Annotated in this window: 14 protein-coding genes; 8 read left to right on the top strand and 6 right to left on the bottom strand. The window is 67.5% G+C overall.

Going from position 1 to position 18,623, the window contains the following annotated elements; all coding sequences use genetic code 11:
* The first annotated feature begins 162 nt into the window (after window positions 1-162).
* Both JOF46_RS01120 and JOF46_RS01115 read left to right on the top strand, forming a co-directional pair.
* The gene (locus JOF46_RS01120; RefSeq protein WP_209905637.1) at window positions 163-1,863 is read left to right on the top strand and encodes a sensor histidine kinase; all 1,701 of its coding nucleotides are present in this window, start codon (window positions 163-165) and stop codon (window positions 1,861-1,863) included.
* Entirely contained in the window at window positions 1,860-2,525 is a 666-nt protein-coding gene (locus tag JOF46_RS01115; RefSeq protein WP_209905636.1) for a response regulator, read from the top strand. Before JOF46_RS01120 ends, JOF46_RS01115 begins: the two co-directional genes overlap by 4 nt.
* Before the next feature lie 28 nt (window positions 2,526-2,553).
* Here the strand turns inward: JOF46_RS01115 and JOF46_RS01110 are convergent, their stop codons facing one another.
* The gene (locus tag JOF46_RS01110) at window positions 2,554-3,045 is read right to left on the bottom strand and encodes a serine protease inhibitor (protein WP_209905635.1); all 492 of its coding nucleotides are present in this window, start codon (window positions 3,043-3,045) and stop codon (window positions 2,554-2,556) included.
* A gap of 48 nt (window positions 3,046-3,093) precedes the next feature.
* Entirely contained in the window at window positions 3,094-3,999 is a 906-nt protein-coding gene (locus tag JOF46_RS01105; RefSeq protein WP_209905634.1) for a 3-methyladenine DNA glycosylase, read from the bottom strand.
* A gap of 191 nt (window positions 4,000-4,190) precedes the next feature.
* On the opposite strand from JOF46_RS01105, the gene JOF46_RS01100 reads away from it, so the two are divergent.
* Window positions 4,191-5,576, top strand: a complete 1,386-nt coding sequence (locus JOF46_RS01100) for an HNH endonuclease (protein WP_209905633.1) — start codon at window positions 4,191-4,193, stop codon at window positions 5,574-5,576.
* Between the two features lie 136 nt (window positions 5,577-5,712).
* On the opposite strand, the gene JOF46_RS01095 is transcribed toward JOF46_RS01100, so the two are convergent.
* Window positions 5,713-6,999 (bottom strand): aspartate kinase, encoded by a 1,287-nt coding sequence (locus tag JOF46_RS01095; RefSeq protein ID WP_209905632.1) that lies wholly within the window; start codon window positions 6,997-6,999, stop codon window positions 5,713-5,715.
* Between the two features lie 323 nt (window positions 7,000-7,322).
* Here JOF46_RS01095 and JOF46_RS01090 point away from each other — a divergent pair, with 323 nt between their 5' ends.
* From JOF46_RS01090 to JOF46_RS01075, 4 genes are all read left to right on the top strand, one after another.
* A complete protein-coding gene (locus tag JOF46_RS01090) occupies window positions 7,323-8,303 on the top strand; it encodes an ABC transporter ATP-binding protein (RefSeq protein WP_209905631.1) in 981 nt (326 codons plus the stop codon).
* Complete coding sequence (locus JOF46_RS01085; RefSeq protein WP_209905630.1) at window positions 8,300-9,397, top strand: ABC transporter permease; 1,098 nt, start codon at window positions 8,300-8,302, stop codon at window positions 9,395-9,397. Before JOF46_RS01090 ends, JOF46_RS01085 begins: the two co-directional genes overlap by 4 nt.
* 386 nt (window positions 9,398-9,783) lie before the next feature.
* Complete coding sequence (locus tag JOF46_RS01080) at window positions 9,784-11,526, top strand: zinc ribbon domain-containing protein (protein ID WP_209905629.1); 1,743 nt, start codon at window positions 9,784-9,786, stop codon at window positions 11,524-11,526.
* A 53-nt stretch (window positions 11,527-11,579) separates the two neighbouring features.
* Window positions 11,580-12,389 (top strand): IclR family transcriptional regulator, encoded by an 810-nt coding sequence (locus JOF46_RS01075; protein WP_209905628.1) that lies wholly within the window; start codon window positions 11,580-11,582, stop codon window positions 12,387-12,389.
* Window positions 12,390-12,816: 427 nt separating this feature from the next.
* On the opposite strand, the gene fdhA is transcribed toward JOF46_RS01075, so the two are convergent.
* From fdhA to JOF46_RS01060, 3 genes are all read right to left on the bottom strand, one after another.
* Window positions 12,817-14,037: a formaldehyde dehydrogenase, glutathione-independent gene (fdhA, locus tag JOF46_RS01070; RefSeq protein WP_209905627.1), complete on the bottom strand. Its 1,221-nt coding sequence runs from the start codon at window positions 14,035-14,037 to the stop codon at window positions 12,817-12,819.
* Between the two features lie 150 nt (window positions 14,038-14,187).
* Window positions 14,188-15,657: a ferredoxin reductase gene (locus tag JOF46_RS01065; RefSeq protein ID WP_209911408.1), complete on the bottom strand. Its 1,470-nt coding sequence runs from the start codon at window positions 15,655-15,657 to the stop codon at window positions 14,188-14,190.
* 8 nt (window positions 15,658-15,665) lie between these two features.
* The gene (locus tag JOF46_RS01060) at window positions 15,666-16,970 is read right to left on the bottom strand and encodes an aromatic ring-hydroxylating oxygenase subunit alpha (RefSeq protein WP_209905626.1); all 1,305 of its coding nucleotides are present in this window, start codon (window positions 16,968-16,970) and stop codon (window positions 15,666-15,668) included.
* A gap of 160 nt (window positions 16,971-17,130) precedes the next feature.
* Here JOF46_RS01060 and JOF46_RS01055 point away from each other — a divergent pair, with 160 nt between their 5' ends.
* Window positions 17,131-18,063 carry a LysR family transcriptional regulator gene (locus JOF46_RS01055; protein WP_209905625.1) on the top strand — a complete coding sequence of 311 codons (933 nt, stop codon included), beginning with the start codon at window positions 17,131-17,133 and terminating at the stop codon, window positions 18,061-18,063.
* The last annotated feature ends 560 nt before the right edge of the window (window positions 18,064-18,623 follow it).

Raw genomic sequence — 18,623 nt, 5'->3', positions numbered from 1 at the left:
GGCTTGCGATCTGCCGGGGGTGCTTTCACCGGTGGATCGCGCCGTGGAACACAACGCTACGTGGTGCGCATCACGGTGGTGTGGTTGTGCCCACAAACCCCGCTTCTTCCCCTAAATCCTTTTTTGCTCATAAAGCCCACGCGAGGTCCTAGACTGGTTTCCATGCCCCAAGAACCGAAGCCCTCCCGCGGCTTCGCCGCCCGCATCATGACCCTGCAATTCGTTGTGGTGGGGCTGATGATCCTTGCCGCCGCGGCCGGAGCCATGTGGGTGACCGTCGAGCGGGTCAACGAACAGGCCCAGGAACGCGCGCTGGCCATTGCGCGCACCCTGGCCGCCGACCCCGAGATCCGGGCGCAGGTGCAGCGCTACGCCGATGCGGACACGCTGGACGCCGCGGCGTTGCGCACCGGGTACGTGCAGCAGGCGGCCGAGGGCGTGCGGGCGCGCACCGGTGCGTTCTTCGTGGTGGTCACCGAGGACCGCGGGATCCGCCTGGCGCACCCGACCCCCTCCCTGCTGGGCCAGAAGGTCTCCACCGACCCGGTCGCGCTGTCCGGGCACGAGTCGGTCTCCCGGGAGCACGGGACCCTGGGCGAATCCGTGCGCGCCAAGGTCCCGGTCTTCGCACCGGGCGACGCCACCGTGGTGGGCGAGGTCAGCGTCGGGGTGGGCGTCCAGGAGCTGGCCGCGCGGCTGCGCACCGCCGGTGCCTGGGTGCTCGGGCTGGGCCTCGGGGCCCTGGCGCTTTCCGCGGCTTCGACCCGCTGGCTGGTGCGCCGGCTCAAGGCGCAGACCCTGGGGCTGGAGCCTGCCGAGATGGCGCAGCTGCTGCGGGACCGCGACGCGGTGCTCTACGGGGTGGCCGACGGCGTCATCGGCATCGGCCCCGACGGCCGGGTTTCGGTGCGCAACAAGGCCGCGCGGATCATGCTGGGGCTGCCGCACCGCCACGAGTCCTCCGACATCATCGGGCAGCCCTACACAGACGCGCGGCTGCCGGCACCGTTGGTTGCCGCGATCGCCGAGGGCACCGGAGCCACGCTGCGCCTGGAAACCGAGCACGCGGCACTGGTGGCCACCGTGCACCCGGTGGCCCGCGAGGGCATCGACCTGGGCCAGGTGGTGCTGCTGCGCGACGTGACCACCATCGAGACCCTGGGCTCGCGGCTGGACGCGGTCCAGACCATGGCCGGCGCGCTGCGGGCCCAGCGCCACGAGTTCGCCAACCGGCTGCACACCATCTCCGGGCTGCTGCACCACGGGGACGTGGCCGAGGCCCGGGACTACCTTGGGGAGGTCATCGCCTCCGGGCCGGTGCGCGAGCCCGTGCAGAACCTCGCGGCCATCGAGGACACCTACCTGCGGGCCTTCCTCGGGGCCAAGGGCGTCGAGGCCTACGAGCGCGGCGTGGTGCTGCGGGTGGGGGATGCCAGCGCGCTCTACGGCAGCCTGATCGACGCGCAGGACGCCACCGCGGTGCTGGGGAACCTGATCGACAATGCGCTGCGCGCCGCGGTTCAAGGACCGGCCCCGCGCTGGGTCGAGGTCGACCTGCTCTCCGAGGGCGCCACGCTGCACCTGGCCGTCGCCGATTCCGGGGACGGGGTCCCGGCGGGCCTGGATGTCTTTGCCGAGGGGGTCAGCACCGGCGCGCTGCCCGATGCCCCGGAGCACGGCCAGGGCGTGGGCCTGCCGCTGGTGCGCCGGCTGGCCCGCACCCGCGGCGGCGAGGTCTGGATCGCGGACCCCGGCGGGCCCGGGAACACCGAGAATGCGCACTCCGGGGCAGTCTTTGCCGCACGCCTGCCCGGGGTGCTGTCCACCGATGTCGGAACCACCGAAGGGAAGAACACGCGATGAGCGAGCACACCGACTACAAGGTCCTGGTGGTCGACGACGACTTCCGGGTCGCCGCACTGCACGCCGGCTACGTGGATGCGGTTCCCGGCTTCCGAGCCCTGGCCCCGGTGCACGACGCCCGGATGGTGCCGCGCGCGGTCGCCGAGGGCAAGCCCGACCTGCTGCTGCTGGATGTGTACCTGCCGCAGGGCTCCGGGCTGGACCTGCTGGCGACCCTGGATGTGGACGCCTTCGTGCTCTCGGCGGCCACCGAGGTCGATGCGGTGCGCACCGCCATCAGGCGCGGCGCGCTGGGCTACTTGGTCAAGCCCTTCGACCCCAAGATGCTCGCCTCCCGGCTGCGGGGTTACGCCCGCTACCGCCGGCAACTGGATGGCGCCGCGGCGCTGGACCAGCAGGGCATCGACCGCGCCCAACGCGCACTGCTTTCGGGCGAGGAGTCCGCTGGCGCTGTGGCGACCCCCACCGAACAGGCGGTGCTGGCTGCCGTTGCCGCGGCGGGGGAACCTGCCACCGTCATGCACGTGGTCACCGCCGTGGGGATCTCCCGGGCCACCGCGCAGCGCTACCTGGCCAACCTGGTGCAGGCCGGATCGCTGCGCCTGGAACTGGCCTACGGCAGCCGGGGCCGGCCCGAGCACCGCTACCTCGTGCAGGACTGAGCCGGCGAAGCCCCGTCCGGGGCCGGGATCATTGCAGGCCGGGCTGGGCGACCAGCAGCGCCAGGGCCGCGTGCCAGTCGGCGATCCCGCAGCCGTCGCGCAGATCGAAGCTGCGGTTCACCGCGCGCCCGTCCACCGTCCCGCTCACCACGCCCACCGCCGGTCCGCCGTATTGCATGGTGCACGCATCGTTGGCGCCGCGGCGGGGGCCGGTGAGCAGCTTCGGCTCCTTGGCCACCAGGGCGCAGGCCTGTGCCGCGTCCGGGTGCTGGCTTTCGGGCAGCGGGTCGGCCCCCCGGCACAGCAGGCGGTAGTGCGCGCTCTCCACGGCTCCGTCGGCCCGAATCGAGACCTGCAGGTCCGTGGTCGGAGGGCCCGTTGCGGGCGAGGCGGAAGAAGCCGGCGCGGTGGAAGACTCGACCGGCGTTGTCCCGGTGCCAGTGGATCCGGCGCACCCGGAAAACAGCATCGCGGCGCCGGCCAGCAGCGCCACTGCCATGAAGGAAGACCTGGACCGCATGGCCGAACCCTCCCGTCTGGTGTCGGAACCGGTGGCTACCGGCCTATCTCAAGTCTGTGGCACCGGAAGGGATTGGGCAACGGCCAGCAGCCGCCCGCGCAGGACCTGGGAGCGGTCGGCGAACTCCTTTTGCAGGCGCACGTAATCGGCCTTGCCCGCGGGCGTTTCGATGCGGATCGGCTCCTGCCCCCACTCGGCCAAGTCGTACGGCGAGGCCTGCATGTCCATGGCGCGGATGTCCCAGGCGAGCTCGAAGCAGTCCATGACCAGGTCGGTGGGAACGGCCGGGGTGAGCTTGTAGGCCCACTTGTACAGGTCCATGTTGGCGTGCAGGCAGCCGGGCTGTTCCAGGTCCCGCTGGGTCTCGCGGGTCGGCTGCAGTTCATTGAGCGGCACGGCCTCGGGGGTGTAGAACCGGAAGGCGTCGAAGTGGGTGCAGCGGATCTTGTGTTCCTCCACCACCGCATCGGTTCCCGCGGAGCCCAGCCGCAGCGGCAGGTATTCGTGGCGGATGCCGTTGTCTGCCGACTTGTAGGCCATGGCCCATTCGTGCAGCCCGAAGCAGGCGAAGTTCCCCGGGCGCGATGCCGTGCGGGCCAGGATGATGGCGGCGAAGCGGATCGCCTCGGCACGGGCGTTGGCAAATGCCGTCAGGTCCACCGTGTATCCGCGCTCGCCGGAATCCGGGTCGATGACCTCTTGGTAGAACTTCCAATCCGCTCGTTCGCGGGCCTTTTCCCCGGCCAGGACCACACCGGGTCCCGGATGCCAGCGGTAGAGCTGTCCGGGCTTCTGCGTGTAGTAGGTGAAGAGGAAATCCTCGACCGGATGCTTCTGCCGCTTCATCCGGCGCTCGGTGAACGGCTCGCCAAAGCGCTTGGCGCGCGACTGGTGGGCCGTGGCCGCGGGCAGCCACTGCTCTTGAGGCAGCCAGATCGGGGTGGAGGGAAGCATTCAACCATTGTCTCGCGCAGGGGCCGGGAAGCAGCAATTTCCGGGGCCCCGATGCCCCTTCCGGGCCCGTCCGTCAAGCCCCCCGCGCAGTTCTGTGGACAACCAAAAACCGATGCTGACATGAGCTTTTGTTTCCGACCGGTAGCACTCCGGGTCTTCATTTTGCCGGCCCGACGGCGTAGAATGGAGGTATGTTCGATGAATACCACAAAAGGGATTCGGAAGACGAACCCCCAGACGAAAACAGCGCGCCGGCGGCCCCAACGCCCCCGGCCATCCCCCTCCCGCCGGTGCCCGGACGCAGCCACGCCGAAGACCTGGCCTACCTCCACGCGTTCCTGGACGGCGTCGCCAACCTGCACACCGGCGGCAGCGCCCGGGACCAACACGAAAAAATGGCCATGCTCGAACGCATCAAGGGCGCGGCCTGCGGCGCACAGCTCATCGCCGGCACCATGATGCAGCAAAGCGTCATCGACGCCCGCACCGAGGCCGGGGTCCACGAAAACAACCCCGCCTACGGGGTCGGCGTCCAGGCCGGGATGGCGCGGCGCGAATCCCCGGACAAGGGCAGGGCCTTCATGGCCTACTCCAACCGCATGGTCCAGGACCTGCCCCTGACCTTCGCCGCCCTGCTGGCCGGGGACCTCAACGAGGCCCAGGCCATGGCCATCGACAGCGAAACCCGGAACCTCCCCTCCAAGGAACGCCAGGAAGTGGACGCCGAACTGATGCGCACCCCGCACGCCCTGGACGGGATGTGCGACCGGCAGCTGGTGGACACCGTGCGCCGCCTCGCCTACAGGTACGACTCGCTCGACGCCCTGACCCGCCTGGAGGACGCCCGGGCCGGGCGCTACGCGGCCGCGTTCCCGGCCCGCGACGGCATGATGCAGCTGGCCGGGCTGCTGCCCGTCGACGACGGACTGGCCGTGCACCAGGCCCTGGACGAGGCGGCCCGGGAGATCAAGGCGGCCGGGGACCCCCGCACCCTGGCCCAGATCCGGGCCGACGTGCTGGTGGACCGGGTCAGCGGGAGGAAGCCGGCCCAGGGCGTGAAGGTCGTCCTGAACCTGGTCATGAACGACCGCACCCTCTTCCAGGGCTCCAGCGAACCGGCCCACCTGGTCGGCTACGGCACCGTCCCCTCCACCTGGGCCAGGATGGTGGTCGCCGGGCGGGACCCCCAGGACCGGGAACGCTACCGGGGGCTGGTGTCCCTCAAGAGGATCTACACCCACCCCGGCACCGGGGCGCTGGTGGCCATGGACTCCAGGTCCCGCCAATTCCCCACCGCCCTGAAGGACCTGATCAGCATCCGCGACAGGTACTGCCGCACCCCCTGGTGCAACGCACCGATCAAGCACTTCGACCACGTGGTCCAACACAGCCGCGGCGGCCCGACCAGCGAGGTTAATTCGGCCGGGAGGTGTGCAAGCTGCAACCAGACCAAGGAACAGGCCGGCTGGGAGGAGCGCGTCGTGGACAGCGGAGGGCGGCACACCATCGAGATCACCACCCCGGTCGGGGCGACCTACACCTCCACCGCACCGCCGTTGCCCGGCACCCCCGGCTGACGCCGGGGACCCGCACCACACACGTGCCATGCCGGGCCCCCGCACGCCCGCCAACGAAAACGGTCCGCGGCACCGGGGCACGCATTGAAGCGTGCCCCGGCGCCACGGACCGCGCGGCGTGCGAAAGAGACCGGAACTAGCGGCCGGTACCGCCGTAGACGGTTGCCTCGTCCTCGGAATCAAGATCGAAAGCGGCGTGGATCGCACGTACCGCGTCGTCGAGCTTGTTGGCGTCGGTGACGATCGAAATACGGATTTCCGAGGTGGAGATCATGTCGACGTTCACGCCGGCCTGGTGCAGGGCCTCGAAGAAGGTGAAGGAGACACCCGGGTTCGAGCGCATGCCCGCACCGATGAGCGAGAGCTTGCCGACGTTCTCGTTGTAGGAGATTTCCTCGAAGCCGATTTCCTCCTGCGCGGAGCGCAATGCTTCCTGGACATGCTTTCCATCGACCATCGGCAGGGTGAAGGAAATGTCCGTGCGACCCGAGCCGGAGGTGGAGATGTTCTGGACGATCATGTCGATGTTGGCGTGGGCGCCGGCAATGACGCGGAAAATCTGGGCGGCCTTGCCGGGGATGTCGGGAACTCCGACAATGGTGACCTTGGCTTCGGAACGGTCGTGGGCTACACCGGAAATGATGGGCTGTTCCAAGGGTTCTCCCTCTTGAATCTTGATCTGGTCATCGGGGCTGGGCAGGACCCAGGTTCCCTCATTGGTGCTGAACGAGGAGCGCACATGCAGCGGGACCCCGAAGCGGCGCGCATATTCAACGCAACGCAGGTGCAGGATCTTGGCGCCCGAGGCGGCCATCTCCAGCATTTCCTCACTGGAAATGGTGTCGATCTTGCGGGCCGCCGGAACCACGCGCGGGTCGGCGGTGTAGATGCCGTCGACGTCGGTGTAGATCTCGCACACGTCGGCGCCGAGCGCGGCAGCCAGGGCCACCGCAGTGGTGTCCGAACCGCCGCGGCCCATCGTGGTGATGTCGTTGGATTCCTTGCTCATGCCCTGGAACCCGGCAACGATCGCGACGTAGCCACGGTCGATGGCGCGGCGCACGCGCTGCGGGGAAACCTCGATCACGCGGGCCTTGCCGTGGATGGAATCGGTCATCATGCCGGCCTGCGAGCCAGTGAATGACGCGGCCTTGGCACCCAGGCCGTCGATGGCCATGGCCAGCAACGCCATGGAGATGCGTTCCCCGGCGGACAGCAGCATGTCCATCTCGCGGGCTGGAGCCTCGTCGGTCAGTTGGCCGGCAAGGTCGAGCAGCTCATCGGTGGTGTCGCCCATGGCGGAAACCACCACGACGACTTCGTGGCCGGCGGACTTGGTGTCAATAATCCGACGGGCAACGCGTTTGATGCCTTCGGCATCCGACACGGATGAACCGCCGAATTTTTGGACAATCAGGCTCATGCGTCAGCACACTCCATGGGACGGGAAATAGGTGGACTTCAACCGGCGCAGCTGTGGCCGGCACCGTATCCATTTTAGCCATTGTGATGCACCGGAGCTCCAATACGTGACCGTTCTTGGTCATAAAGCGGGGTTTGGCTGGTCTATTTGCTCGATTGGATGTCGCTCAGGTCACCCCGGGCGAAGGCTTGTGGCGATTCGGGGGTCCGAACACTGCTATTTGGTAACGGAATGGATGAACGCGTGACTTGCCTAGTCAGACTGCGTACCTTGGGAGGATCGGGCCCGGGGGAGCCATCGGAACAAGCACAGGGTGGGATCTCATGGAAACAGCTGTCACGGGCCCGGGCCAAGCACCGGGGCAGCGGCAGGATCTAGGTTTGGGAATCACGGCCACCGGCCTGGCCCGCTCCTTCGGGGCGGTGCGGGCGGTGGAGAACATCGATTTCCATGCGGCACCGGGGAAAGTCACTGCGTTGATCGGACCCAACGGGTCGGGCAAGACGACATTGCTGCTGATGCTGGCATCCCTGCTGCGCCCGGATGCCGGAAGCATTCGCATCCAGGGCATCGACCCGAGCGCAGATCCCCGCGCGGTGCGCGCCGTCCTTGGCTGGATGCCCGACACCCTGGGCTTCTGGGAGTCCCTGACCAGCAGGGAAATCCTCACCACCGTCGCCGCCCTGTACGGGATCGGCAAGGCGCAGGCCCGGGTGCGGGCCGCGGAGCTGCTGGAAGTCGTGAACCTCGGAGAGCTGGCCGACACCCCGGCCCGGGTTCTCTCCCGCGGACAGGCCCAGCGGCTCTCACTGGCGAGGGCATTGGTCAACGACCCGTCCGTGCTGCTCCTTGATGAGCCCGCCAGCGGGCTGGACCCAGGAGCCCGCGTGCAACTGCGCCGGCTCGTGCGCCAGCTTGCCGACAGCGGGAAGACCGTGGTGATCAGCTCGCACGTGCTGGTGGAACTCGATGAAATGGCCGATGCGGCGGTGTTCCTGTCCAGGGGCAAAACGATGCGCAGCCAGAGTCTCGCCGAGGCCGGGGCGCAGAGCCGCGGCTACACCATCGCCAGCCTGGACCTGGAGATGCTGCGCGTCGCCTTGGTGGAAGCCAACTTCGAAGCGGCATATCGCGGCAACCTGGAAAACGGCGGGGGCAGCGCCAAGGTGAAGCTCATCGGAGAAGTGCAGGCCGCGGAGCTTCTGGGCCGGCTGGCCGGTGCCGGGGTTCCCGTCACCGCATTCGCCCCGACTTCCGGCCTTCTCGAAGAGACCTACCTGAGCCTTGAGGATGAAATGCCATGAGTATCTCCACGTCCCCACGCGCACAAAGCGCCGCCCCTGCACTGGGCTACCTTGCGGGCATCCGCACCGTCTTCGGCCTGGAGATCCGGCAACGGATCCGCAACCGCGGCTGGTACATCATGCTGGGCATTTGGTTCGTGGTGGTCGCCGCCGTCGTGGGCCTTGCGGCCCTGAGCGTCGGGGAAGACGGACTCGGTGTCGGGCAGGTGATGTTCGAACTGGTCATCGCGTTCGTCCTCTTCTTCGGCATGCTCATCGCCCCGGCACTGAGCGCCAACTCGATCACCGGGGACCGGGCCAACGGAACCCTGGCGATCCTGCAAAACACGCTGCTCACCCCGGGGCAATTGCTCTGGGGCAAGTGGCTGGCCTCGTGGGTGGCGTCGCTGGGTTTCCTGGTGGTCACGATCCCGTTGATCGGCTGGGCGATGACCTATGGGGACGTGTACCTGCCGGCGGCGCCGGTGCTGCTGGGCATGCTGGCGGTTGAACTGGGCATAGTCTGCGCGCTAGGGGTAGGGGTTTCCGCTCTGGCCAACCGCACGCTCTTTGCCGTCATGGTCACCTACCTGCTGGTGGCGTTGCTCGGGCTCGGGACCTTGATTGCCTATGGGCTGAGCATGCAGATGGTGAAGACCGAGGTCAATGTCTCCAACCAGGTCTGGCCCGAGACGTACATGAACGGCGATTTGATGGGGGAATGGGACGAGAACAACTACACCTGTGAAACCCGGACGTACGCGCAGGAAACCTTTGCCACCGAACGCATCACCTGGCTGCTGGCGGCCAACCCGTTTGTGGTGGTGGCCGATGCCGCACCGCGGTCCCCGGCCCCGGTGGATTCCTCGATGTTTACCGCTGCCGGTCCGATGGGGGCCATCAGCGAGGGCGTGCGCTACTCGCAGGCGGGTCCGGAATTCCAGATCCCGTGCCTGAACGGGGTCAAGAACACCGGGTTGCCCCCGACCCCCGCGCCGTTGTGGCCGCTGGGCCTTGGCATCCAGGTCCTGCTGGCCGGAGGCATCGTGGCCGCCGGCCGAAATCGGCTCAGGACCCCGGCGGGCAGGCTCGCCGCGGGAACGCGGATTGCCTAGCTGTCCGGCCCCGGAATCGGGGCCGGCCGGCCCGGTCGGCACTAGGCTGGTCAACAGTTGGCAATTTCCCCTGCACTCGTTGGCACTTCTCGACAATGGCAGGCGGCCACCAAACGCCCGGGGGATTTCGGCCGGCGGATGGGGGACCGGTGGCCCGTCCGGAGACCGGGCCCCGGGAATCGGCTCGGTACGTTCCCCTCACCATGGTGTCTTGCGCAAACACGGGCAGGCTCCCGGCTCCCGTCGGCGATCACCCCGGGCACGTTTCCCACACCCCTGCGTCTGCGGGCCCAAAGTGTCGGTGGCCGCGCACATACTGGGGACATGGACGAGTCCACTGCTACGCGGGGTCCCGGTTCCCCGGACGCCGGGAGCGGTGGTTCCCCATGACCATCTCCAGCGCGACGCTGAATGTCCCGATGCACCCGGGCCTGGCCCGCCTGTTCGCCCTCGCCGAGGCATCCGCCGCCACGCTGATGGCCCGGGGCTTCACGACCGCGGTGCTGGAGAGGCTCTGCGCAGGAACCGATGCCACCGGGCGGCGGCTGCCGGCCAGCGCCCACGTGGCCGCCGCCCGCCTCGGACTTGTTCCCACGCACCGGAAGGGCGTGTATGTGCCCAGCCGGGTGGACCGGATGATCCAGGCGAATGTCGTCGCCGTCCTGCGGACCCTCGCCGAGCGGGACACCGCCCTGCAACGGCTCGCCGGCACCGGGGAGCTGGCCGCCTCCCACCCGAAGGTCCGCGCCGGCGTCGCCCAGAACCTGGGCCGCCAGGTCGCCCAGAACCTGGGCCGCCAGGTGGCCCGGCACCTGAAGCACCACCCGGGTGCCGAGATCGCCTCCCTGCGCCTCCCGGCGCTCCAGGACACCCCGGCCCCCGGGCACCGGCTGGTCCTCGGCGCGGTGGACAAGCAATTGGCCACCATGGAACTGACCCCGGCGGGTACCTTCCTGGTGCTTACCGTGCGGTTGCCCTCACGGGCCCGGCCCACCGGCCGCGGGCACTGGGTGGCGACCGAGATCGTCCTGCCGATCCCGAGGCACCTGCAGAGCCGTCCGATCACCCGGTGGCACCTGCCCACCATCACCCCGCACCCGTCCAGACCCTGCATCGCGCGCTTCCACCTCGCCTACACCGAACCGGACGCACCCGAGCGCGAGAAGTCGACGCCGATCACCTCCGTGGTCGGCATCGACTGGTCACCCAGTGCCTTGGGCGTCATGTCCCGCGTCACCGCCTCCCCGGACGGGGCATTGTCCTCGGCGTTCGAGGGGTACAGGTATGACGACCGCGGGCTGGGCACCAAGCTGGCCCGGCTCCAGGCCGAGGGCGAAATCCTGTCCGGGAAGATCGCCCGCACCGGGCACCTCGCCGACGGGCTCGAGGAGTCATCGCCCCTGCGCGCGAGGCTGGAGGCGAAGATCACCCTCTGGAGGCAGCTGCGCACCGAACTCGGGGCCAAGCGCGGCCGGGTCAACCGTGAGCTGGCCTTCCACTTCGCCGGATGGGCCACCGGCCACGCCCAAGAATCCGGTGCCACCACCATCGCCATCGAGGACCTCGCCACCCTGCAGGCCGGCGGCATCGGCAGGAGAAACAACAACAGGGTGGCCCAGTCCGCACGCCGCAAGGCCGTGCATGCCACCACCCACCTGGGCGCCCGCGCGGGACTGGAGGTCATCGAGGTACCGGCCCGGGGCACCAGCGCCCGTTGCCCCGGCTGCGATGCGGAGCTCACCCGTCCCGGCGGCTACCACCGCGCCTGCTGCCGGTCCTGCGGGCTTCAAGGGAACCGGGACCAGGTCGCCGCGGTGAACATCGCCAAGCGCGCCATCGCCGGCCAGGACAGTCTCACGGTTGATCGGAAGACCGGCCGCAAGCACATCCGCAAGGCCGTGCACGCCCCGGTGAAGCGCGTGCGGTGCCCGAAGAACGCCTCCACGCCCAGACGGACCCGCCACAAACGGGTGCGGAACTCCGTGGCACCGGTGGCGGTGAAAACAGCCACAACCTTTCTTCCTGCATCCCAAGCGTCGGTGTGGGACACGAACCAGCCCCCGGGCACTCGTGAACGACGGACCACTACCCCCGATGCCCTAGTATCAGGGAATGACAGAGCTCCGTAGACGCTGGAGTGAAACGCCCAAAGAGACGAACCGGCACGAAGGACGGAAATCCATTGGCAGTCGACGAACCGCAAGGCACCGAAACTGACGACGACGATGCCGTTCCCGGCGGCGTCCAGTCGGTGGACCGGGCGCTGGCGATCCTGGAGATCCTGGGTCGGGATGGAAGCTCCGGGGTGGGCGAGGTCGCCGACGAGCTCGACATCCACAAGTCCACCGCTTCCCGCCTGCTGAGCTCGCTGCTGGCCCGCGGCATGGTGCAACAGAACACCAACCGCGGGAAATATGAGCTCGGGTTCGGCATCCTGAAGCTTGCCAGCTCCATTCCCGGACGGCTCTCGCTGGTGGGCGAGGCCCGACCGGTCATCGAGGCGCTGGCCGAGGAGTACAAGGAAACCGTCAACCTCGCGGTCCTGCGCGAGGAATACGCGGTCAATGTCGACCAGGCCATGGGCCCCTCCACCCTGGCGACCCACGACTGGCTCGGCAGCCTCACCCCGTTGCATGCGACCTCGAGCGGCAAGGTGCTGCTGGCGGCCCTGGGGGCCGATGAGCGCGGACGGATACTGAAGATCACCAAGCTTCCCCAGCGCACGGCCAAAACCATCCGAACGCGCCCCGCCTTGGAAAAGGACTTGCTGCAGGTCGTGAAGAACGGCTACGCCCAGGCCCGCGAGGAATTCGAGATGGGTGTCAACTCGGTCGCGGTACCGGTGCGCAACCACCTCGGGGCGGTCGTGGGGGCCATCAGCATCTCCGGCCCGGCCTTCCGCTTTGACCCGGAAAAGGAGCCAGGCCTGATCGAGGGTCTCAAGCGGGCCGGGCTCCAGGTCAGCGCATCGCTTGGCTACACAGTCGGCTGACGCGCCCGACCAAGAAAATGGGCACTGGTGCCGTCCAATGCGGCCCTGAATGTCGTTTGGGGCCTACCTGCTTATCGGCGCGCGGTCTCTGAGATGCTTAGCGCCGGGGCAAGGAATCGAATTCTTCGTCCTGCCGGTCCTGGGGACGCAGGGGGCCTTCTTCGTACCGCGGGAGCCACGGACTGAGAAGTCAAGACCCGAACTCCCTGGCCGCTGAGAAAACCCTCCCCGAACGCCCTGGAGCAATGGTGGATCGTTGGCGATCCTCAGCGGAGTGCCTTCCCGGGCCCCAGTGATTTTCACCGGTGAGTGGCCTCGTCGTTAAGGACAGCACGGTCGTTGCAACTCCCAAGCGATCTGGGTGCTGCAACGACCGCGCAATCCTGCCGGTAGGGGGCGAAGCCAACCCGCCATCCTTTGCCCGGGGCTAGTTGCTGAGGTACCCGTTGGGGTCCAGGACGTACTTGGTGGCCGCGCCGGCGTCGAACTCGGCGTAGCCGCGCGGGGCCTCGGACAGCGCGATCGCCCGGGCGTTCACGGCCTTGGCGATGTGGATCTTCTCGTGCAGGATCGCCATCATCAGCTGCCGGTTGTACTTCATCACCGGGCACTGGCCGGTGGCGAAGGACAGGGACTTGGCCCAGCCGGTGCCCAGCGACAGGGACAGGCTGCCCTTCTTCGCCGCCTCGTCCACCGCGCCGGGGTCCCCGGTGACATAGAGCCCGGGGATGCCCAGGGATCCGCCGGCCCGGGTGAGGTCCATGAGCGAGTTCAGCACGGTGGCCGGGGCCTCCTGCGCGCCGGAGCCGTGCCCGTGGCCGCGGGCCTCGAAGCCGACGGCGTCGATGCCGCAGTCGACCTCGCGCACGCCGAGGATTTGCTCGATCTGGTCTGCCGGGTCCCCGGCGCCGACGTTGATCGTTTCGCAGCCGAAGGACCGTGCCTGGGCGAGGCGTTCCTCGTTCAGGTCGCCCACGATGACCACCGCGGCCCCCAGCAGCTGGGCGGACGCGGCGGCGGCGAGCCCGACGGGCCCGGCCCCCGCCACGTAGACGGTCGAGCCGACGGTGACCCCGGCGGTGACGGCGCCGTGGAAGCCGGTGGGCAGGATGTCCGAGAGCATGGTCAGGTCCATGATCTTTTCCAGGGCCTGGTCGCGGTCGGGGAACCTGAGCAGGTTCCAGTCCGCGTAGGGGACCAGGACGTATTCGGCCTGCCCGCCGACCCAGCCGCCCATGTCGACGTAGCCGTAGGCGCTTCCGGGGCGGTCGGGGTTCACGTTCAGGCAGATCCCCGTCTGCCCCTCCTTGCAGTTGCGGCAGCGCCCGCAGGAGATGTTGAAGGGGACCGAGACGATGTCCCCGACCTTGAGGAATTCGACGTCGGGGCCTGTCTCGATGACCTCCCCGGTGATTTCGTGGCCCAGGACCAGGCCTGCGGGGGCGGTGGTGCGGCCGCGGACCATGTGCTGGTCCGAGCCGCAGATGTTGGTGGCCACGGTGCGCAGGATCGCCCCGTGCGGGACCTTGCGCCCGACGTTGGCGGGGTTGACCCCGGGTCCGTCCCTGAGCTCGAGGGTGGGGTACGGGGTGTCGATGACCTCGACGACCCCGGGCGACTTGTAGGCGACGGCCTTGTTACCTGACATTGAATGGCTCCTCATTGGTTGGGTGGTCAATCATTCGCGGTGGCCCCCTCGGGTGCGCCAGTGGTGCCGGTGAAAGGGGCCGGGTCGGTTCCCGGGGGCCGTGCGGGTTGTTGGACGGCCCGAAAACAGCCGCTGTGGCGCCGTCGGCGGCTAGGCGTCGATCACCATGTCGGTCAACGCCGTGGAACAGCAGGGCAGGAACTTGCCGGCCTCGATTTCCCGTGACCGGATCCCGCCCTGGTGGTTCATCTCAATGTCCCCGGAAAGCTTCACGACCTTGCACGAACCACACATGCCTTCCTGGCAGTTGGCCCCGATCCTGACGCCTGCCTGCTTGGCCACGCCGAGGATCTTCTCCTCGGGATTGATCAGGACGTTGATGCCCGTGCGAACGAAGGACAGGGTGAGCGTTCCCGTTCCGACGGTGTCGAATGCCGAAACGTCGGGGGCGGAAGGTTCCGCTGTTTCTTCGGTCTCGGGTGCGGTGTCGGCGGCCTGGACCTCGGAATCGACAGGGCCTGGTTCGGCAAAGTCGGGATCGGCCGCCTCGAGCGGCAGGCCCGTGGCCTCCAAAGGCCCCTCGTCGTCGTAGGCCGGTTCGTACATGCCGAGGGCTGAAGGCTGGCTGTCGTAATAGTCCTCCGCGGAGTCGGCGATTTCCTCGGCGATTCCCTCCGCAAGCTCCTCCGCCAGCGCGACCTCTGCCCGGTATTCCAGGGTAGTCTCGCGGTCACCCGAGAAGAACTCCATGTGGATGGAGGTGTCGTCGACGCCGACCGCGGCGAGCATTTCGGACACGCTGTTCAGGTAGCCCTCGGGGCCGCAGGCGTAGACCTGCCGCCCGTTGGCGTCCGGCGCCACCTCGTCGAGCATCGCGGTGGACAGCCGTCCGGTGAGGCCTTCCCAGTCCTCGGGCGCGCTGCGGTCGCCCAAGGAGTAGTGGACCGTGACGCGCGAATCCACGGTGGCGATGTAACCCAATTCCTGGTGGAAGGCGAAGCCCCCGGGCACCGCACCGTGGTAGAGCACCACCACGTCCGCCTGTCCGGGCAGTGAATGGATGGTCCGCAGCATCGACATGATGGGGGTGATGCCGGATCCCGCCGCCAGCAGGAGGTAGCGCGCCCGCCGGTCGACATCGGGCAGGTGGAATGCGCCGACGGGCCCGAGCATTTCAAGCACCGTGCCGGGTCCGACGTTCTCGTGTACCCACGGCGAGACCCGGCCGGCCGGATCGCGCTTCACAGTGATGTCGAAGGTCCACGGTTTCGTGGGCGAACTGGACAAGGAGTAGCTGCGGTCCATCGGTTCCCCGCCCTCGCCGTTCACGGGAAAGGCGATGTTCACGTATTGACCCGGACGGAACGCCAGGGGCGCGCCGTCAAGGCGGCGGAACACGAAGGTCAGCATTCCGCCGACCTCCGGAACGACCTCGACGCATTCCGCCAGGAACTCCTGCGGATGCCAGGGGCCCAGAGCGCGCGCGGCACTGGCCGGTCCCTCGGTGCTGCCCAGCACCCGGTTCCACGGCATTTCCAGGCCGCGGATGCGCTGTGGCTCCTGGTGGGGCGCGGTAATGGTCGTGGTCGTGATCTCGGTCGTTGTCGTGGGTTCGGTCATGGTCATGGTCACGACAGGTGTTCCTGCACACGCTGGACGTACCAGTTGATGAAGGCCTCGACCTGGTATTCGCTCTTCATGTACGGGCCGGGCTCGTAGGCGGGGCTGCTTGCGCCCTTCTGGCACAGTTCCACGAAAGCCTTGTCCTGCAGGTTGGTCTGCTTCCAGGTGTGGGTGAGCTTCTCGAGGTCGTAGTCGACGCCTTCGACGGCATCGTCGGCCACCAGCCAGGTGGTGCGCACCAGCGTCTGGTGCTCGTTGACGGGGAACACGGCGAACGTGATGGCGTGGTCGCCGAGGAAGTGGAACCAGCTGTTGGGTTGCAGGTGCATCGAGCAGCGGCCGAGGCGGAAATCGCGCAGGTCCCCAAGCAGCTTCTTGGAGAGCCGGTGCCCGTCGGGCGAGAACGACTCGCCGTCGCCGTCGAGGGATTCGCGGGAGATGCGGATTCCCGCCACGCGGGTGTCAAGCTCCTCGACGACCTCGTAGGGAATGCCGTAGCGCTGGCAGCGCTTTTCGAGCGCGGCCTGGGCTTCCTTGTTGCGGTCCCACACTTCTTCGAGATGTGGCGGGATGAGGCCCTCCGTCAGGCCCCAGGTGGGAAAGAGGGAACAGGCGAGTTCCGGGTGGCCGTCGCAGTGGTAGCACTCCCGGTTGTTCTCCATCACGAGCTTCCAGTTCGCCTCTTCGATGATGTTCTGCTGGTAGGCGACCCTCGTCTTGGCCAGGTCGTGGGGCGCGAGGTAGGGCTCGAAGATCTTGGCCGTTTCATCGAAATCGGCCGGCGGCTCGTCCGCCATGCAGACGAAGATGAGTCCGGCGTATTCGCGGCTGTGGGCGCGTTTGAGGCCGAAGCAGCTCTTATCGAAATTGGTTTCCCCGGGAGCGGAGGCATGGATCAGGTCGCCGTTGGGCGAGTAGGTCCAGGAGTGGTAGCCGCAGACCATGTTGCCGGTGCTCCCGGCCGATTCGGTCAGGACCCGTGCCCCGCGGTGGCGGCACACGTTGTGCATGACGTTTACGCCGCCCTCGTCGTTGCGCAGGACGATCAAGGAGTAGGGGCCGTAGTCGACGGTGACGTAGTCCCCCGGCTCGGGGAGCTCGGCAACACTTGCGGCGAAGATCCAGTGTTGGCCGAAAATGGCCTGCATGTCGATCTTGAAAATCGCCGGATCGGTGTAGAAGGGGGCGTCGAGGGAATAGCCGGCGCGCCGATGCTCGAACAACTCGGTGATTTCTGCCAGCTGCTCTGCGGGCAATGACGAAGCGAGCTTGCCTCGTGAAGACAGAGGCACGTTCACTGAAGCAGGCATGTAATTACTCCTCGGAGGAATGGGTTTGCGTGCGTGGGCCGTGGACCACGGGGTGATTGTTGTCACCGCAGCTGTCGAACTCGTCTTACTCATGAGGTTAGGGATCCTCGATCTGCAATAAAAGCGCAAGATTTTGGAGATAATGATGCACAATGTGTGCATGATCGATTCACGAATCACCACGCTCAGGGTATTCGCCCGATGCGGCACCGTCGCAGGAACCGCGGAGCTCACTGGCTATTCACCTTCCGCCGTCTCCGCGCAGTTGCGGGAACTGCAGCGCGTCCTCGGAATGCAGCTTTTGGCAAAGGACGGACGGGGCGTCCGGTTGACCGCCACGGGGCGATTTCTTGTGGAGGGTTCGGACACGCTGATTACGCACTGGGAGAGACTGCGCGCCGCGGCCCTGGAGGCCGGCGACCAGGTGCAGTCCCGATTGGGGCTCGGCGGCTTTTCCACCGCGGCTGCCCAACTGCTCGCGCCGCTTGCAGCCACCCTGCGTAAGGCACGCCCGTCGCTGGAGGTCCAGGTGCTCGAGGCGAATCCGGCACGGTGCTTCGATCTGTTGGTTGCCGAGCGAATCGACCTTGCGGTCATCGTGGCCATGCAGTCCGAGACGTACGTTGAGGAGGATCCACGCTTTGAGCAGACAACGCTGCTCAATGATCCCCTCGACGTGATCCTTCCCTCCGACCATCCCCTGGCGTCACGGGAAACAGTGACGCTCGAAGAGCTGGCGACGGACCCTTGGATCACGGAAGCCCCCGGGTCCACCTACCATTCGCTGTTCACTGCGGCGTTCACTGCCGTTGGCGTCACTCCGAGAATTGCCCATGAGGCCGTCGAATGGGAAACCCAGATCGCCTTTGTCGGCGCGGGACTGGGAGTTGGACTGCTGCCGCGCCTGGCGACCCTGGGAAATGCGGAGAACGTGACTCGACTGCCCATATCGGGCAGGGGGCGGCCCTCGCGCAGGATCGTCGCCGCCGTGCGCAAGGGCAGCCTCGGATCACCGCTCATCAAGGAGTCCCTCGTCATCCTCCAGGCTCGGGCGAAGCGAATCCTCACCGAGCGGCTGGAAAGCGACCTGTGACACCGCGTGATCATCGGCTTGGACTCTTGGTGGCGATGAGAGCAGGTGGTTCGGCGCGTCCGAAGCCATCAATCGTCTGGGGATCTCGGGCCATCGTTCTGCAACATGCCGCGTGGATTCCTCCCTGTAGGCAACAAAGGTCCTGAATCAGCGGTTTTCGGTATCGAGGGATGCCGGACGGGTTTGTGACCGATAGGCCGCCGCTGGCGTCCCGTCGAAACCTGCCACGTCCGGACATGGGGACCGGGCCATTGATGGCAATCCCAGCTGCTTCACGGGCGTCAATGCCGTCGGCCTTCGGCCCCTGATTCCCCCGGCGACGCCCGTTTGCAGGACCCCTGCCCTGCGGAAGCAGGGGAAAACTTCCAGGCAAGGGTCCCGCCAGCAATTTCTCGGGCTTCCACCCAGCGCGCGGGCCCACACATCAGTTGCACGCATAAGTCGCACGTGTCGGAACTTCTCGTGCACGTTTCTCCGTCAGGCACGCATCTCATCCAGCCAGCCACTTTCATTAGTTCGCGATCCCTTGACTTTGCAATGTGAGGTGGGCCACGATTGTT

Origin of the sequence: Paeniglutamicibacter psychrophenolicus, assembly GCF_017876575.1 — a bacterium.
GTDB classification, from domain to species: Bacteria; Actinomycetota; Actinomycetes; order Actinomycetales; family Micrococcaceae; genus Paeniglutamicibacter; species Paeniglutamicibacter psychrophenolicus.
Note: the sequence above shows the minus strand (reverse complement) of the source record. Positions and strands in the feature narration are given on the sequence as shown.

Excerpts from the sequence above, each read along its gene's own strand:
- JOF46_RS01060 (WP_209905626.1), bottom strand. The coding sequence starts at position 16,970 with ATGCCTGCTTCAGTGAACGTGCCTCTGTCTTCACGAGGCAAGCTCGCT.
- JOF46_RS01080 (WP_209905629.1), top strand. The coding sequence starts at position 9,784 with ATGACCATCTCCAGCGCGACGCTGAATGTCCCGATGCACCCGGGCCTG.
- JOF46_RS01105 (WP_209905634.1), bottom strand. The coding sequence starts at position 3,999 with ATGCTTCCCTCCACCCCGATCTGGCTGCCTCAAGAGCAGTGGCTGCCC.
- JOF46_RS01055 (WP_209905625.1), top strand. The coding sequence starts at position 17,131 with ATGATCGATTCACGAATCACCACGCTCAGGGTATTCGCCCGATGCGGC.
- JOF46_RS01085 (WP_209905630.1), top strand. The coding sequence starts at position 8,300 with ATGAGTATCTCCACGTCCCCACGCGCACAAAGCGCCGCCCCTGCACTG.
- JOF46_RS01065 (WP_209911408.1), bottom strand. The coding sequence starts at position 15,657 with ATGACCGAACCCACGACAACGACCGAGATCACGACCACGACCATTACC.
- JOF46_RS01090 (WP_209905631.1), top strand. The coding sequence starts at position 7,323 with ATGGAAACAGCTGTCACGGGCCCGGGCCAAGCACCGGGGCAGCGGCAG.
- JOF46_RS01110 (WP_209905635.1), bottom strand. The coding sequence starts at position 3,045 with ATGCGGTCCAGGTCTTCCTTCATGGCAGTGGCGCTGCTGGCCGGCGCC.
- JOF46_RS01095 (WP_209905632.1), bottom strand. The coding sequence starts at position 6,999 with ATGAGCCTGATTGTCCAAAAATTCGGCGGTTCATCCGTGTCGGATGCC.
- JOF46_RS01120 (WP_209905637.1), top strand. The coding sequence starts at position 163 with ATGCCCCAAGAACCGAAGCCCTCCCGCGGCTTCGCCGCCCGCATCATG.
- JOF46_RS01115 (WP_209905636.1), top strand. The coding sequence starts at position 1,860 with ATGAGCGAGCACACCGACTACAAGGTCCTGGTGGTCGACGACGACTTC.
- fdhA (WP_209905627.1), bottom strand. The coding sequence starts at position 14,037 with ATGTCAGGTAACAAGGCCGTCGCCTACAAGTCGCCCGGGGTCGTCGAG.
- JOF46_RS01100 (WP_209905633.1), top strand. The coding sequence starts at position 4,191 with ATGTTCGATGAATACCACAAAAGGGATTCGGAAGACGAACCCCCAGAC.